This window comes from Alkalithermobacter thermoalcaliphilus JW-YL-7 = DSM 7308, assembly GCA_001584565.1.
In the GTDB taxonomy this organism is placed as follows: domain Bacteria; phylum Bacillota; class Clostridia; order Peptostreptococcales; family Peptostreptococcaceae; genus Alkalithermobacter; species Alkalithermobacter thermoalcaliphilus.
The window spans coordinates 773,431-787,791 of the sequence record LSFY01000001.1 but is presented as its reverse complement, the minus strand read 5'-3'; the positions used below and the strand labels follow the sequence as shown (position 1 = coordinate 787,791).

The window sequence follows — 14,361 nt, the reverse complement described above, 5'->3', positions numbered from 1 at the left end:
ATAATCACCCCTTAACTGTTGAGCTTCTAATTACAAGCTTTGGTACTAATACAATATCTTTTACCTTTTTAGACTTTTTTTCTAATATATCTATCAAAGTCTGTACAGATTTGTATCCCATCTCATATATAGGCTGTTTTATAGTTGTAAGTTGAGGATCAATAATTCTTGATATATATATATCATCAAATCCCAAGACTCCTACATCTTGAGGTATTTTGATATCGTTTTCCTTAAGAGCCTTAATAGCCCCTATAGCTATTAAGTCATTCCCACAAAATAAAGCATCAAAATTTTTATTTTGCTTCAAAATGAAATTTACTGCATTATATCCCCATTCACTTTTATAGCTTCCTTCTATAACATTTTCATAACTAAATTTAATATTGTGTTCATCTAATGCCTTTTTATATCCATTTAATCTATCTAAAGATGTTTTATTTTTTAAAGAACCCGTTATAAAAATAATTTTTTTATATCCTTGTTCTATTAGGTGCTTAGTTCCCTCGTAAGCTCCCATAAAATTATCTACTGTAATTTTAGAACTTATATGACTGCCTTTTACATCTCTATCTACTAATACTATAGGTATATTCGCGTTTTTCAATAACTTAAAATCATCTACTCTTTGAGATGATGCTGTAAATATTATTCCATCAACCATCTTTTCAACTAGCATAGCAACATATCTATCTTCTTTTTGTATGTCCTCATCTGTATTACAAATTATCAAATTATATCCTTCTTTATTTGCTTTATCTTCCGCTCCTCTAGCTAGTTCAGGAAAAAATGGATTTACTATATCTGGTATAATAAGACCTATTGTTTTTGTCTTTTTGGTAACTAAACTTCTTGCTATAGTACTTGGAACATAATTATTATCTTTCATTATTTTTATAACTTTTTCAGTAGTGTCTTTACTAATACTATCATGTTTATTATTTATTATTTTTGAAACAGTTGTCGTTGATACTCCTGCTAATCTAGCTATATCTTTAATTGTCAATTTCATTTAAGTACCTCCATCCAGGTAACCGTTTTAGTAAAACGTTTACCTAAAATATATAATACTATTAATCTTTTGTCAATAGGATTAGATAGATGTTATACTATTTATATAAGTTTTTCAAAGGAGGAATAAAAATGAATTTAGAAAAACTATACTTTCTTCAAAAAGAGCTAGATGAGAAAATAAACATAACTCATAATCTACATGGACATAGTTTAACAAGTTATAAGATATTAGCTTTAAATGTAGAACTTTCTGAACTTGCTAACGAAACGAGATGTTTTAAGTTTTGGAGCAATAAAAAAAGCTCTCCTAAAAATATTGTTTTAGAAGAGTTTGTTGACTGTCTTCACTTTATACTTTCTATAGGACTAGACTTAGGATTTGACTTTATATCTTTTGAAGATATAAAATCTATACATTCATCTAAAGATGGGGATATATCTTTAAAATTTCTTGAAGTTTTTGATAGTATAAGTAAACTTAAGAATTCACTTTCTAAATCTGATTATATAAATATGTTTTCTAGTTTTATTTCTCTAGCTAATGAACTCAATCTTTCTGAAAGTGAAATTGAAGATGCGTATATACAAAAAAATAATATAAATCATTTAAGACAAGAGGAAGGCTATTAAAAGGAGAATAAAATTATTCTCCTTAATAGCCTATAGATACATTTACTTCAAATTTCATGTCGTTTTTAGTTTTGAAAGGAATTGTTATAGTTTGCTGAGGATTTGAAATATTTACTTTTCCTTCTAAAATCATCGGTGGAGTTATATCTACTGTTTTTTGTATCTGTGACAGCTTAATAGCTGCAGTTCCCATCACCATATTTCCAAGTTCTCCTACTGCACTTTTAGCCATTTCTATATCTGTTATCTGCATTCCTCCCATCATTTGACCTGCTAGATATTTAACTATATCTTTTTGTAGTGCTATGACTATTTGTCCCTTTAAATCCCCTGTTACCCCTATATTTACACTTATATCATCTGCTGTATAAGGACTATTTTTTATATAAGGATTCCCTTTTTGTATATCTTCACCACAACACATATCTACAACTTCTTTTACTGAACTTAAAATTTGATTTATATATGTAGCTTCCATATCAATTACCTCCATGATCTTTTCCTGTTAATAATTATTATAATACAATATTTCTATAACAATTAATAGTTTTACACTAAATTAACAGTTATATATAGTATTATTATTTCATACCTATTATTTTAAAGCCATATTTTATATTATACATTATTACATAAATATATTATAATTGTACTAAAGTACTAAAAACGATATAAAGAGGTGATATTTTGAAAAAATATTCAAAACTATTCGTACTAATTATTGTTTTTTTCAACCTAACATCACATACCGTATACTCTAATCAAAACATAGATAGATATATGCAATCTGGCATATTAATAGATAAAGAAAGTAGTAGAGTTTTATATGAAAAAGATAGTTCTAAACAAGTTCCAATTGCAAGTTTAACTAAAATTATGACTTTATTAATAGCCTTAGAAGCTATCGAAAATAATCAGGTTTCAGAAAATGATATTGTAAACATAAGCAATAATTCAGCAAGACTTAGAGGATCTACCTATAATTTAAAGAAAGGAGAGCAGGTAGAACTTATTGAACTGCTTAAAGCTTTAATGATAGTGTCAGGAAACGATGCAGCAGTTGCAATTGCAGAACATATAGCAGAAACAGAAGATAATTTTGTAAAACTTATGAATAACAAGGCTAGAGAAATAGGAATGCATAAAACTTTGTTTTTCAACTGTCATGGTCTTCCTATATATAATTTAAATAATCCTGATGATAGAATCGAAAACTTATCGTCTGCTAAAGATTTATCTATACTTGTAAAATATTTATTAGATAATTACTACGAAGAAACTTTAAAGATAACCAGTATAAAAGATTATTCTAATCCAAGTAGAAATTTTCAAAGAAGTAATACTAATCCTTTAATGGATATTTTTCCTGAAGTTGATGGATTAAAGACTGGATATACAGGTATGGCAGGATATTGTCTAGCTTTTACAGCTCCAGTAAAAGCTACTTTACAAGATGAAGGTGACTTTAGACTTATAGGAATAACACTTGGCTCTTCTAGTCAAAACGAAAGAGTTTTAGCTAGTAAAAATCTATTAGAATACGGCAAGAATAATTTTGTAAAAACTAAGGTCTTATCAAAAGGTGAAGTTGTTAGTACTAGATATCTGTTTGGATCTGAATATCTTTCTGTAAATGTTGTTTCTGAGGATGAAATATGGGTTATAAGATCAAAAAATGAAAATATAAATAAGGAAATTAAATTAAGTGAGTTGTCTTTTCCTGTTAGAAAAGGAGATTTATTAGGTGAGCTTGTATACACAGGAGAAAACGGAGATATATTAGGAAAAACAAATCTTTTAAGCAACACTGATATTGTCTGGATCCCTATCAAAGCTCAGTTAGATATTGTTAAAAGATCTATATTAAGATTGTTTTCAAAACAATAAAACTTGAATATATATTAAAACGAAATCTTTGTTTGAAAGATTTAAAAAGAAGACTTTATTGAAACACATATCTTATCAAGATACGTAATTTCATATTTATTATAAAAAAGCAAAGAAATTTCTTTGCTTTTTTATAATAAATCATTTACGCTTCTTTCTTTTTGTTGATTTACATTTCTCATTTCTTCTTTAGATGCTCTCTTGCTTAATTTTTTCTTTCCACCACCTGCAACGTTTACCTTGTCTTCGATATCATAAAATAGTGTACCTATTTCAGATGCCATTTCTTCTCTCATAGCATTTGGTTTTTTCCTATATTTTGGTATTCCGTTTCTGTTTTTTTGACCTTTAGGATTATTCTTTTGAGCCATATAAATCACTTCCTTTATATTTTCTTATTAATATTTTGCTAAATAACTTTAGTAAAATTCTAAGAAAAATATGGATCAATTGTAATAGGACTATTGCAGTTTCAATTTTTTACAGTTTAGAGATATACTTTGTGGCTAAACTATTAATAAATATATCCTTATTTGAGGAGGAATTTATATGACTAGAAGTAGAAAAGCAGCACATGAAGCTAGTCAGGCTATTTACAACACGGAAAGTGAATTAAGAAATGGAATAAGCATGACTGATTATGAAGTTACTAATTACTCTCCTATAAATAAAATACCTTTAACTTCAAGAAATAATGGTGCAAGCGGAAAAGACATAGTTGACGCATTTGAAAGGCAAATGAATGGACTTAGATAAACAAAATCGCTAGGTACGCCTAGCGATTTATTTTATATTAGTACTTTTGATAAAAACTCTTTTGTTCTAGGGTTCTGTGGATTATTAAATATATGTTCAGGACTACCTTCTTCTGCTATAATTCCTTCATCCATAAAAATAATTCTATCTCCAACTTCTTTTGCAAATCCCATCTCGTGAGTTACAACTATCATAGTCATTCCTTCAGATGCTAAACTTTTCATAACCTCTAAAACTTCTCCTACCATTTCAGGATCTAGTGCCGATGTTGGCTCATCAAATAGTATTACATCTGGAGACATAGCAAGTGCTCTGGCTATTGCAATTCTTTGTTTTTGACCCCCAGAAAGCTGATTTGGATAACTATAAGCCTTATCTTCAAGCCCTACCCTTTTAAGTAAGTTCATAGCTATTTCTTCACTTTCTTGTTTACTCATTTTTTTTACTTTTATAGGAGCTAAAGTTATATTTTCTAAAACATTCATGTGCGGGAATAAATTAAACTGTTGAAATACCATGCCCATTTTTTCTCTTAACTTGTTTATATCAGTATCTTTACTTGTTATAGAAATATCTTCAACTAATACTTCTCCCTTTGAAGGCACTTCTAACAGATTAAGACATCTTAAAAATGTACTTTTTCCAGAACCACTAGGTCCTATAACAACAACAACTTCCCCTTTTTCTATAGTTGTATTAATTCCCTTAAGAACGTGTTGCTTTTTAAATTTTTTGTGTAAGTTATTTACTTTAATCACTAACTTTCATCCTCCTTTCAAGTGTTCCAAGTAATTTAGAAAGTGTAAATGTCATTATAAAGTAAATTAATGCTGCAACTATTAAAGGTTCGAATGGCTGAAATGTATTACCTCTTACAGTATCAGCTTTGTACATAAGATCTTGTATTCCTATGATAGATACTATCGAAGATTCTTTTATTATAACTATAAATTCATTTCCTAGTGCTGGAAGTATATTCTTAAATGCCTGAGGAATTATTACATATCTCATAGCATAGTTATGATTAAGTCCTAAAGATCTTGCAGCTTCCATCTGCCCTTTATCTATAGCTTGTATTCCAGAACGGATAATTTCAGCTACATATGCTGCACTATTTAAAGATAAAGTAACAATTCCAGCTAAAAAATCACCATAATATATTCCTACTAAAGGAATAGCACTAAAATCAACTCCCAACTTTGGAAGACCATAATAAATTATATATAACTGTACTAAAAGTGGTGTTCCTCTAATAAATTCAATATATGATGTTGCTAATATACTAATTGCTCTGTTATTTGATATCCTCATTAATGCTAAAAATGTTCCCAATATAACTCCGAATAAAACTGTAAATGCTGCAATAAAAATTGTATTTTTACTACCTTCTAAAAAAAACATATAATATCTTGGTAAAAAGCTAAAATCCAATGGTGTCACCCCCTTTAAATAAGGATTATACTTACTCAGCTAGCTGAATTGCCTCCATTACGAATCTTTCTATACTATTATCATTTATTAATCTTTCAAGTGTTTTATTTATAGCTTCTACTAAATCATCATTTCCTTTTTTTATAGCTACAGCAGATCCTGCATCTTCTTCTTCAAACTTTATCTCAGTTAAATATAAATCTAAATTTTTATTTACATACGAGTTAGCCACTGGCTTTTCTAAAACTATAGCATCTACTTTGTTATTTTTTAAAGAAAGCACTAAATCTGATATTTTTCCTAAAGCTCTTAAATTTGCTCCTTCAATTTGCTCAGTAACTATTTGTTCTTGAATAGAACCTTTTTGTGCTCCAACTATTTTACCATCTAAATCCTTTAGCGTTTTTATTGAATCTTTATCTTCATATCTAACTATTACACTTTGAACAGATGTATAATATATATTCGAAAAATCTACATTTTGCTTTCTTTCTTCTGTTGGTGTCATTCCAGCTATTACAATATCTACATTTCCTGATTGAAGTGCTGCTAAAAGGCCATCAAATCTCATATCTTTTATTTCAAGCTCTACTCCAAGGTCTTTTGCTATTTCTTTAGCTATTTCTATATCGAATCCAACTATTTCATGTTTGCCATTTACTTCTTTGTGAAACTCATATGGTGGATAATCAGCACTAGTTCCTATTACTAATTTTCCTGATTTCTTTATTTGGTCAATTTTTGATTCTACTCCATTATCTTTACTTTGACATCCTACAAATCCTAAACTTAAGCATACCATTAGTATCATTGCTATTAGCTTTTTGTTAAACATTTCAATTCCTCCTCTTTTCATTTTTTTGAATATTTTACATTTTTTTACTTTTAAAGTGTGCAAACATATGCTTCTTGCTTTACAATATCCTTTAAGCAAGACATTGAAAAAGTATTAAATTATATTTTTCACCTCCTCATAAAACAAAGTCTTCTTCGAAAAATTAATAAACAAGAATTTACTCTAACACATTACGGAAATTATAACTTTCTCACAATTTATTAAAGTACATAATTTCCTATGTGTTATAAACAAAAAACTTTCGCCTCTTAAAATAAGAGACGAAAGTTTACTTCCGTGTTGCCACTCTTGTTGATAGAATTACTTCTACCCGCTCAATTTCCTTAACGATGGATACCGTATTTTCCTACTGCTATTTCAGAAAATCCCCTCCAGAGCTCTCTTCCATATAGTTATGTTACTAGACTCACACCAACTCTAGCTCGCTGAAACAATCACTATATGTACTCTCTCTTTCTTTGGGTTTATATATTTAATTTAGAATGAAAAAAAACTTTCATCTCTTAAAATAAGAGACGAAAGTTTACTTCCGTGTTGCCACTCTTGTTGATAGAATTACTTCTACCCACTCAATTTCCTTAACGATGGATACCGTATTTTCCTACTGCTATTTCAGAAAATCCCCTCCAGAGCTCTCTTCCATATAGTTATGTTACTAGACTCACACCAACTCTAGCTCGCTGAAACAATCACTATATATACTCTCTCTTTCTTTGGGTTTATATATTTAATTTTTCGTTTCGTTATGATAGATATGATTATACGTAATTTGTATATCTATGTCAACAGAAAAAATATTTTTTTAGATAAATTTTATTACAAGCCACTGTATAATTAATTTCAACATTAACCCTATGCTAATTTATGTGTTGTTGGCTTCTATGCACTTAAACATGGCTTTATAACAATAATTTATTATATCACTTCTTTTTATTATTCCTATAAACACATTTTGGTCATCTATTACTGGAACAAAATTTTGATTTACTGAAACTGATATTAAATCTTCTATATTTGAATTTATAGATACTGGCTTATTATCCATATGTCTAGGTATGTCTTTAAGAAGTATTTTACTAGTGTTTTTGAAATTAAGATCTGGGGTATTTTTTAACATCCAAAGTAGGTCACCTTCTGTTATTGTGCCCACATATCTACCTTCTTCATCAATTATAGGAACAGCTGTATATCTGTGATACTCCATTTTTTCTAATGCCTGCCTCATAGTAGAATTTGGCGTAAGGCATATTACATCTTTTTTCGGTGTAAGGAAAAATGCAATATTCATAAAATCTCCCTCCAATTCAAAACAACACTGCCTTTAAAAATAAATATCTTTACTATATTAATATTATCATAATATATTAAAATTGCAAAATTACGCATAATGCAAAACATAAATTTCATAAATCAAAAAAGCTGATTCAATATATATTGAATCAGCTTTGAATTTTCTCAAACTTTAGATCTATGTCAACTCTTGAATTACGCTCTTACAACGTTTGCAGCTTGAGGTCCTCTAGCACCTTCAACTACTTCAAATTCAACCTTTTGGCCTTCTTCTAAAGTCTTGTATCCGTCTCCTTGTATAGCTGAATAATGTACGAATACATCATTTCCTCCCTCTACAGATATAAATCCGTAGCCTTTCTCTGCGTTAAACCACTTAACTATTCCTGTTTTCATTATTTAATTCCTCCTAAAAATATTACTAACGCTTACAACTAATTGTTCACGTTATACTTATATTACTTTATTTTCCTTCTAATGTCAATATTAATTTTAAAAATATTTTTGTAAATTAAAAATTTTTCTAAATTGTATTGTGTCTGTTCTAGTAATGCACTCTCACTAGCCAAAACTTTATATTTTTATTACTCCATCCTAAATCCCATGGAACTCTGTGCCTATCTGTGTTATGACAATTAACTAGTGAATATCCTTTAGAATCTGCCCCAGTTGCTACTGATATATGAGTTATTTTTCCATTTTTTTCATAAGCTACAAAATCACCTGGTAAAAGTTTGTAAGATGCTTTGTAAACTTTGTCATAAGTACCATATGCTATAACCGATGCTCTCCCACTATTTATCATATAGTTTTTAAAAGCATGTGCGTTTACCCACGCTTTACTTGCACCACCACTATCGTAATTCCATACACTTGTTTTTCTAAATTTTCCACCTTCGTGAAGTATTTGTGATGCAAAATTAGCACAATCCCCTCCTAAAGGGTTATAATTTCTATATTTAGGGTTATATTTAAATCCATATTTTTCTTCTGATGCTGCGCCACTATATTTATCTGCATATTCAACAGCGCCTTTTCGCCTTTCATTTAAATTAGAAAAATCTCTTTCTTGTTGGGATAATATATACTGTTTTATTTCTTCGCTTTTTATATCATCTAGATGCATAGAATCTGCAAATGGATCTACATACCATTCTTTTACTATTATCCATTCATTATCTCTATTTACTATATCTAAATAATGATAAGTTCCAATTCTAAAAGCATTAGATCTTTCTTCTCCTTCATAAGAGTATTTATATTCTGTAGAAACCATAAGATTTATAGAATATTTATTTTCCTCTTTTTTCTTTATATTTCTTATCTTTGTAATAGTATTTATATCTGTAAATTTAACCCCTTGTTTTTCCGACCACTTATGTAAATATTTCATTTTTTTTATCTCATGCTCATATGCCCAAAGCCCATATTTTATACTTTTATCATAAAGTGCATCTAGTGTTTTTGTATCTTGCTGAAGAATTGCTTCATTTCTTAAATCAAAAATTTCCTGTATTACTTCAGAAAATCCTTCTTCCATTAACATAGTTGATATAGTAGGTTTATGTGTTATGAATGTAAAAATTATAGAAAAAACTAATACAATAAATAGTGTAAATTCAAGCCTATATTTTTTAAAATTCAAGCATATAAACATTTAGATTACCCCCCTGAAATTGCTAATAAAATTATATGTTTAAACCAGAGAAGGTAGAATTACAAATTAACTCATATAACAAAGTCTTTCTTTGAAATATTCAAAAAGAAGACTTTGCTAAAACATATTACGTAAATTATAATTTTATATGTGTTATAACAAAAATAAGTCTCTAAACTTTAGAGACTTATTTTCCTATACTTTTATTCACTTAACATTTTAGCTAAATCTGCTTTTGCATCTGTGCTTATTAATTGTAAATTGAATGTATCTTGAAGTACACTTAAAACTGAAGGAGTTATGAATTTAGGAGCAGAAGGTCCTACATACATATTTTTAACTCCAAGACTAAATAACCCAAGCAGTATAGCAACAGCCTTTTGCTCAAACCAAGATAAAACTATTGTAAGCGGTAGATCATTTACTGTACACTCAAAAGCATCTGCAAGTGCTAAGGCTATCTTTACAGCTGAACCTGAGTTATTACATTGACCTAAATCTATATATCTTGGTATATTGGTTCCTGGAACTACTCCAAAATCTATATCATTAAATCTAAACTTACCACAAGAAGTTGTTAAAAGTACACACTCTTTTGGTAGAGAGTGAGCAAGCTCTCTGTAATAATCTCTTCCTTTTGTAGGAGCATCGCATCCTGCGATAACAAAGAATCTTTTTATTTTTCCTTGTTTTACAGCATCTATTATTTCAGGAGCTATAGCTAAAACTGTATTATGATGGAATCCAGTAGTTAAAGTTTTATCTGAATCAATATTAGCTTTTGGAAGAGATAATGCTTTTTCAATTATTGGGGTAAAATCATCGTTAACTATTTTTTGTACCCCTTCAAGTCCACAAGTTCCATAAGTAAAGAATCTATCTGAATAACTTCCTTTAACAGGCATTAAGCAGTTTGTAGTACCAAGTATTGCTCCTGGAAACTCTTCAAATAGTTTTCTTTGATCAAACCAAGCTTTACCAACATTACCTTTTAAATGAGGATATTTTTTAAGACCTGGATACCCATGTGCTGGAAGCATTTCTGAATGAGTATATACATTTATACCTTTCCCTTCAGTTTGTTTTAACAATTCTTCAAGTGCATATAAATTGTGTCCTGTAACTAATATACAATGTCCTTCAACCTTATCTTGAGAAACTTTGACCGGAACTGGAATCCCAAGTCTTTGTGTATGTGCTCTATCTAATAAATCCATTACTTTAACTGTAGCTTGCCCTACTTTCATAGCCATATCTATATGTTCTTTTAGATTAAAATTAGAGTTTGTTAAAGTTGCATATAAAGCTTCATGAGTAATTGCATCAACTTCAGGATCTACCATGCCAAGTTCCCTTGCATGAGTTGCATAAGCTGCAACACCTTTAAGACCAAATACTATTATATCCTGAAGACTAGCTATATCAGGATTCTTCCCACACACCCCAAACTTTGTACATCCATTTTCTAGTGTTTGTTCACATTGATAGCAAAACATCGGATTAGACTCATTTGTTTTTACTTCTTCTTTACCATTTTTGAATAAACTAAACATTTTTCATATCCCCTTTCGAAAAGTTTATTTTTTCTTGTGAGTCTAATATACTTCAGTTTTGCTTTATTTAATGTGACTCAAATCACTAATTGAAAAAAATTTTGGTAAATTATTTGGATAATATTTAATTTTCTATTGTCTATTACTACTTATCATATAGCCATTTTCATTAAAATTTAATTTTTTAGAAAGGATATAGGTTACAACTACAGCAGCTATTATTCTACTTCCTAATAATATAAATCCATTTGACCCAACGGCTACAAATATCAGTGTATCTTCAACAACTGCATGACAAAGTATTAAAAAATTAACCATTAAAAAAATATCTCTATTGCTTATATCCTTTTCTTTAACGCTTTGTATTATAACTCCAGCACCATATGATATTCCAAAGATTGTGCCCACTAGTATAGGAAGTGTTGTATCTTTTGATATTCCAAAAAAGTCACTTATAAATTTAAATGTATCAGATATTTTATCTAATACTGAATAGTTTTTCAGTATTTCTAGTACTATCATAGTAGGTATAACTATTATTGCTATTGAATAAATAGATCTAAAACTACCAATAAGCCCTTCTTTTATAATATCTACCATAAAACACCACCCATTTTACCTATAATTATTCCAAATATAATAGCAAGTGTAACTCTTGTTACTACAACTATTGAAGGTTTAAGTCCAAGCTTTTTTGTTACAGCAGTTTCAACTAAAAGAGAGTGAGAAAAACCTAATATAACTGCAACAGTTGTAGCTTGAGCTGCACTTAAAGAAATAGCACTCATAGCACCAATTGCAGCATATAAATTAAGTACATTCCCTAAAACTAAAATTATAGCTGCTTCTCCAGGCAAATTAAAAATTGACATAAAAGGTTTGAATATACTCTCAATCCAATTAATCACCGGTGTATATTTTAAAATGGTTACAAATAAATATACAGGGATTATAACTTTTGAAAGTATCCACGTTGTTTCTACTCCTTTTTTAAATCCATCTTTAATAGATCTTAAAAGCATAATATTCTCCTTCCACTGTATTTAATTACTTTATTTAATTGTTTTCTGTAAAAACAATTAAAATCCTTGCCTTTTATTAATAATTTTTTTAGAAAACTTTGTAAAGTATTAAATAATGAAAAGGTGCAAAAATAATACAGACTATATTTATATTTAGGAGGGATATTAGTGAAAAGAAATGATCAAAAACAACATCACAAACACGAGCTTCAAGCTGAAAATGCTCGTCGTATAGACGATTTAATAAATACTGTTGAAAGATATACTCGTACTGAAAGACATCTTGAACAACATTCAGATATATCTTCACCAGAACAAATTCAGCATGCTAAACAGATTCAAAACGAAAGAAAAGAACATATTGAAAATCTTAAAAATATAATAGCTTATGGAGAACATGCAAATGCAGATACACCTTTTGAGAACTTAAAGCAAAACTACGAATACACTGAAGGTTATTTAAATAATAATGCAGATCATTTAGACGAAGAAACTATAAACAACATAAAAGAAAAACAACAACACAGAAAAGACCAAATGAAATTTATGAGATAGTATTGACTTAAGTTTTATCTTATGCTATAAATTAGTTTAGGTGATGGAGTTCGCCTTTAACCATTGCGTCTTTGCAATTAATGACTCCTACTTAGAAATATCTAGGTAGGGGTCTTTTTTGTTTTTAATATTTTAAAAAGGAGTGATATTATGACATTCAGTTTAAGTTTAATAATTCTTTTAGGTTTACTGTCTAGTTTTATGTTTTCTAAATTAAAACTTCCAGGTCTTTTAGGAATGCTAGTTTTAGGAGTAATTCTTGGTCCATACGCTTTAAATGTAATCAGTAGTGATATTTTAAAAATATCTTCAGACCTTAGAAAAATAGCTTTAATAATTATACTTTTAAGAGCAGGTCTTGGAATTAAAAAAGATACTCTAAAAAAAGTAGGATCATCTGCTATAAAAATGAGCTTTATACCTGGCTTATTTGAAGGTTTTACCATAATGATAGTTTCTCATTATCTACTCAATTTTTCTATAGTTGAATCAGGTATGTTAGGATTTATAATAGCAGCTGTTTCTCCTGCTGTTATAGTACCTCAAATGCTCAATTTTATTGAGGCTAAAAAAGGAGAAAAAAAAGGTGTTCCTACTATAATTTTAGCTGGAGCTTCTATAGATGATGTAGTTGCTATTACACTTTTCTCAACATTTATAGGCCTATATGGTAATGAACAAATTAATATAATAAAAAAGATATTTGATATACCATTATCTATATTCTTAGGAATATTATTAGGAGTAATTGCTGCTTTTATCTTAATATACATATTTAAAAAATTTAATGTAAATGATACTAAAAAAGCCCTTATAGTTTTAGGAAGTTCTATACTACTTACTAATATAGAAAGTTTTCTTGAAAATATAGTTCCTATAGCTAGCTTACTAGGAGTTATGACTATAGGTTTTGTAATATTTCAAAAATCTGAACAAGTTGGAAGTATATTATCTGATAAGTTTAATAATATATGGATATTTGCAGAAATATTATTATTTGTATTAGTAGGAAGCCAAGTAAACATCTATGTCGCTTTTGAATCTGGACTATTAGGTCTTTTAATTATAATTACAGGATTATTAGCTAGAAGTTTAGGAGTTTTTGTTTCTTTTTATAATACTGATCTAAATATAAAGGAAAAATTATTTTGCGTTATATCATATATACCAAAAGCCACTGTACAAGCAGCAATTGGAGCTATTCCTTTATCAATAGGTGTAAAATCAGGAGATATTATACTTGCTATTGCAGTTTTATCTATAATTATTACTGCACCACTAGGAGCTATTGGAATAAAATTATCTGGTGAAAAATGGTTAGGATAGCTATTAGCTATCCTAATTTTAAATACTTATATTTTCACTTATAATTTTATATACTTTGCTTACAATATCGTTTAGTTCTTTACTAGCTGCTAAAAATCTTTCTATTTCAGGAATTTGAGATATTTCTTTAAATTTTTTGTTTAAAACAACCATTCTTCTGTTCATATCTTTAGATGATGCACTCTGCGAATAAACTTCCATTTGTTTTTTCTGAAATTCTTCAAGTTTTTTTCTAAGTTCATCATTGCTATCTATAACTTTCTTTGCTTGTTTAAATTCTATAAACTCTTTAGTTTCCTTTATTGAATTAGCTAAGTCTTTAGCTTTATCAATTATATCCACTCTTCATTCACTCCTTTATCCTTATAACTTCTGTAACATTAT

The 14,361-nt window shown here is 28.7% G+C and carries 18 protein-coding genes, 1 riboswitch and 2 other annotated features; of the genes, 5 read left to right on the top strand and 13 right to left on the bottom strand.

Annotated features, from left to right (window positions below; genetic code table 11):
• Positions 1–4: 4 nt before the first annotated feature.
• Complete coding sequence (locus tag JWYL7_RS04155; RefSeq protein WP_066069344.1) at positions 5–1,012, bottom strand: LacI family DNA-binding transcriptional regulator; 1,008 nt, start codon at positions 1,010–1,012, stop codon at positions 5–7.
• A 131-nt stretch (positions 1,013–1,143) separates the two neighbouring features.
• Here JWYL7_RS04155 and JWYL7_RS04150 point away from each other — a divergent pair, with 131 nt between their 5' ends.
• Positions 1,144–1,644, top strand: a complete 501-nt coding sequence (locus JWYL7_RS04150; RefSeq protein ID WP_066069341.1) for a dUTP diphosphatase — start codon at positions 1,144–1,146, stop codon at positions 1,642–1,644.
• Positions 1,645–1,666: 22 nt separating this feature from the next.
• Here the strand turns inward: JWYL7_RS04150 and JWYL7_RS04145 are convergent, their stop codons facing one another.
• The gene (locus JWYL7_RS04145; protein WP_066069338.1) at positions 1,667–2,122 is read right to left on the bottom strand and encodes a chemotaxis protein CheX; all 456 of its coding nucleotides are present in this window, start codon (positions 2,120–2,122) and stop codon (positions 1,667–1,669) included.
• A 209-nt stretch (positions 2,123–2,331) separates the two neighbouring features.
• Between JWYL7_RS04145 and JWYL7_RS04140 the strand changes: the two genes are divergently transcribed.
• Positions 2,332–3,531: a D-alanyl-D-alanine carboxypeptidase family protein gene (locus JWYL7_RS04140; RefSeq protein WP_066069335.1), complete on the top strand. Its 1,200-nt coding sequence runs from the start codon at positions 2,332–2,334 to the stop codon at positions 3,529–3,531.
• Positions 3,532–3,662: 131 nt separating this feature from the next.
• Here the strand turns inward: JWYL7_RS04140 and JWYL7_RS04135 are convergent, their stop codons facing one another.
• Entirely contained in the window at positions 3,663–3,902 is a 240-nt protein-coding gene (locus tag JWYL7_RS04135) for a hypothetical protein (RefSeq protein ID WP_066069332.1), read from the bottom strand.
• A 178-nt stretch (positions 3,903–4,080) separates the two neighbouring features.
• Here JWYL7_RS04135 and JWYL7_RS04130 point away from each other — a divergent pair, with 178 nt between their 5' ends.
• Positions 4,081–4,287, top strand: coding sequence for a hypothetical protein (locus tag JWYL7_RS04130; RefSeq protein ID WP_066069329.1), 207 nt, complete (start codon positions 4,081–4,083; stop codon positions 4,285–4,287).
• Positions 4,288–4,319: 32 nt separating this feature from the next.
• Here the strand turns inward: JWYL7_RS04130 and JWYL7_RS04125 are convergent, their stop codons facing one another.
• The 9 genes from JWYL7_RS04125 to JWYL7_RS04085 all read right to left on the bottom strand — a co-directional run bounded on the left by JWYL7_RS04125 (position 4,320) and on the right by JWYL7_RS04085 (position 12,096).
• A complete protein-coding gene (locus JWYL7_RS04125; RefSeq protein ID WP_066069326.1) occupies positions 4,320–5,045 on the bottom strand; it encodes an amino acid ABC transporter ATP-binding protein in 726 nt (241 codons plus the stop codon).
• On the bottom strand, positions 5,038–5,718 hold the full coding sequence (locus JWYL7_RS04120) for an amino acid ABC transporter permease (protein ID WP_066069323.1): 681 nt from the start codon (positions 5,716–5,718) through the stop codon (positions 5,038–5,040). Before JWYL7_RS04120 ends, JWYL7_RS04125 begins: the two co-directional genes overlap by 8 nt.
• A gap of 31 nt (positions 5,719–5,749) precedes the next feature.
• The gene (locus JWYL7_RS04115) at positions 5,750–6,553 is read right to left on the bottom strand and encodes an ABC transporter substrate-binding protein (RefSeq protein WP_066072350.1); all 804 of its coding nucleotides are present in this window, start codon (positions 6,551–6,553) and stop codon (positions 5,750–5,752) included.
• A 274-nt stretch (positions 6,554–6,827) separates the two neighbouring features.
• Positions 6,828–7,042 (bottom strand) — a binding site (T-box leader).
• Between the two features lie 40 nt (positions 7,043–7,082).
• Positions 7,083–7,297: a binding site (T-box leader), on the bottom strand.
• Between the two features lie 139 nt (positions 7,298–7,436).
• Positions 7,437–7,862: a CBS domain-containing protein gene (locus tag JWYL7_RS04110; RefSeq protein ID WP_066069320.1), complete on the bottom strand. Its 426-nt coding sequence runs from the start codon at positions 7,860–7,862 to the stop codon at positions 7,437–7,439.
• 197 nt (positions 7,863–8,059) lie between these two features.
• A complete protein-coding gene (locus JWYL7_RS04105; RefSeq protein WP_066069317.1) occupies positions 8,060–8,260 on the bottom strand; it encodes a cold-shock protein in 201 nt (66 codons plus the stop codon).
• Positions 8,261–8,408: 148 nt separating this feature from the next.
• Entirely contained in the window at positions 8,409–9,521 is a 1,113-nt protein-coding gene (locus JWYL7_RS04100) for an amidase domain-containing protein (RefSeq protein WP_066069312.1), read from the bottom strand.
• Between the two features lie 203 nt (positions 9,522–9,724).
• On the bottom strand, positions 9,725–11,074 hold the full coding sequence (gene hcp, locus JWYL7_RS04095; protein WP_066069309.1) for a hydroxylamine reductase: 1,350 nt from the start codon (positions 11,072–11,074) through the stop codon (positions 9,725–9,727).
• A gap of 132 nt (positions 11,075–11,206) precedes the next feature.
• Complete coding sequence (locus tag JWYL7_RS04090) at positions 11,207–11,674, bottom strand: nucleoside recognition domain-containing protein (RefSeq protein ID WP_066069306.1); 468 nt, start codon at positions 11,672–11,674, stop codon at positions 11,207–11,209.
• Positions 11,668–12,096, bottom strand: a complete 429-nt coding sequence (locus tag JWYL7_RS04085; RefSeq protein ID WP_066069303.1) for a nucleoside recognition domain-containing protein — start codon at positions 12,094–12,096, stop codon at positions 11,668–11,670. The genes JWYL7_RS04090 and JWYL7_RS04085 overlap by 7 nt, the downstream gene beginning before the upstream one ends.
• A 168-nt stretch (positions 12,097–12,264) precedes the next feature.
• Here JWYL7_RS04085 and JWYL7_RS04080 point away from each other — a divergent pair, with 168 nt between their 5' ends.
• Both JWYL7_RS04080 and JWYL7_RS04075 read left to right on the top strand, forming a co-directional pair.
• A complete protein-coding gene (locus JWYL7_RS04080) occupies positions 12,265–12,651 on the top strand; it encodes a hypothetical protein (protein ID WP_072280166.1) in 387 nt (128 codons plus the stop codon).
• A 30-nt stretch (positions 12,652–12,681) separates the two neighbouring features.
• A riboswitch (Fluoride riboswitch) is annotated at positions 12,682–12,748 on the top strand.
• Between the two features lie 53 nt (positions 12,749–12,801).
• Positions 12,802–13,977 carry a cation:proton antiporter gene (locus JWYL7_RS04075; protein ID WP_066069297.1) on the top strand — a complete coding sequence of 392 codons (1,176 nt, stop codon included), beginning with the start codon at positions 12,802–12,804 and terminating at the stop codon, positions 13,975–13,977.
• An 18-nt stretch (positions 13,978–13,995) separates the two neighbouring features.
• On the opposite strand, the gene JWYL7_RS04070 is transcribed toward JWYL7_RS04075, so the two are convergent.
• Complete coding sequence (locus JWYL7_RS04070; protein ID WP_066069294.1) at positions 13,996–14,319, bottom strand: YlbF/YmcA family competence regulator; 324 nt, start codon at positions 14,317–14,319, stop codon at positions 13,996–13,998.
• Positions 14,320–14,361: the final 42 nt, after the last annotated feature.

Coding starts and splice junctions, on each gene's coding strand:
- JWYL7_RS04155 (WP_066069344.1), bottom strand. CDS start 1,012: ATGAAATTGACAATTAAAGATATAGCTAGATTAGCAGGAGTATCAACG.
- JWYL7_RS04150 (WP_066069341.1), top strand. CDS start 1,144: ATGAATTTAGAAAAACTATACTTTCTTCAAAAAGAGCTAGATGAGAAA.
- JWYL7_RS04145 (WP_066069338.1), bottom strand. CDS start 2,122: ATGGAAGCTACATATATAAATCAAATTTTAAGTTCAGTAAAAGAAGTT.
- JWYL7_RS04135 (WP_066069332.1), bottom strand. CDS start 3,902: ATGGCTCAAAAGAATAATCCTAAAGGTCAAAAAAACAGAAACGGAATA.
- JWYL7_RS04130 (WP_066069329.1), top strand. CDS start 4,081: ATGACTAGAAGTAGAAAAGCAGCACATGAAGCTAGTCAGGCTATTTAC.
- JWYL7_RS04115 (WP_066072350.1), bottom strand. CDS start 6,553: ATGTTTAACAAAAAGCTAATAGCAATGATACTAATGGTATGCTTAAGT.
- JWYL7_RS04110 (WP_066069320.1), bottom strand. CDS start 7,862: ATGAATATTGCATTTTTCCTTACACCGAAAAAAGATGTAATATGCCTT.
- JWYL7_RS04105 (WP_066069317.1), bottom strand. CDS start 8,260: ATGAAAACAGGAATAGTTAAGTGGTTTAACGCAGAGAAAGGCTACGGA.
- JWYL7_RS04100 (WP_066069312.1), bottom strand. CDS start 9,521: ATGTTTATATGCTTGAATTTTAAAAAATATAGGCTTGAATTTACACTA.
- hcp (WP_066069309.1), bottom strand. CDS start 11,074: ATGTTTAGTTTATTCAAAAATGGTAAAGAAGAAGTAAAAACAAATGAG.
- JWYL7_RS04090 (WP_066069306.1), bottom strand. CDS start 11,674: ATGGTAGATATTATAAAAGAAGGGCTTATTGGTAGTTTTAGATCTATT.
- JWYL7_RS04085 (WP_066069303.1), bottom strand. CDS start 12,096: ATGCTTTTAAGATCTATTAAAGATGGATTTAAAAAAGGAGTAGAAACA.
- JWYL7_RS04075 (WP_066069297.1), top strand. CDS start 12,802: ATGACATTCAGTTTAAGTTTAATAATTCTTTTAGGTTTACTGTCTAGT.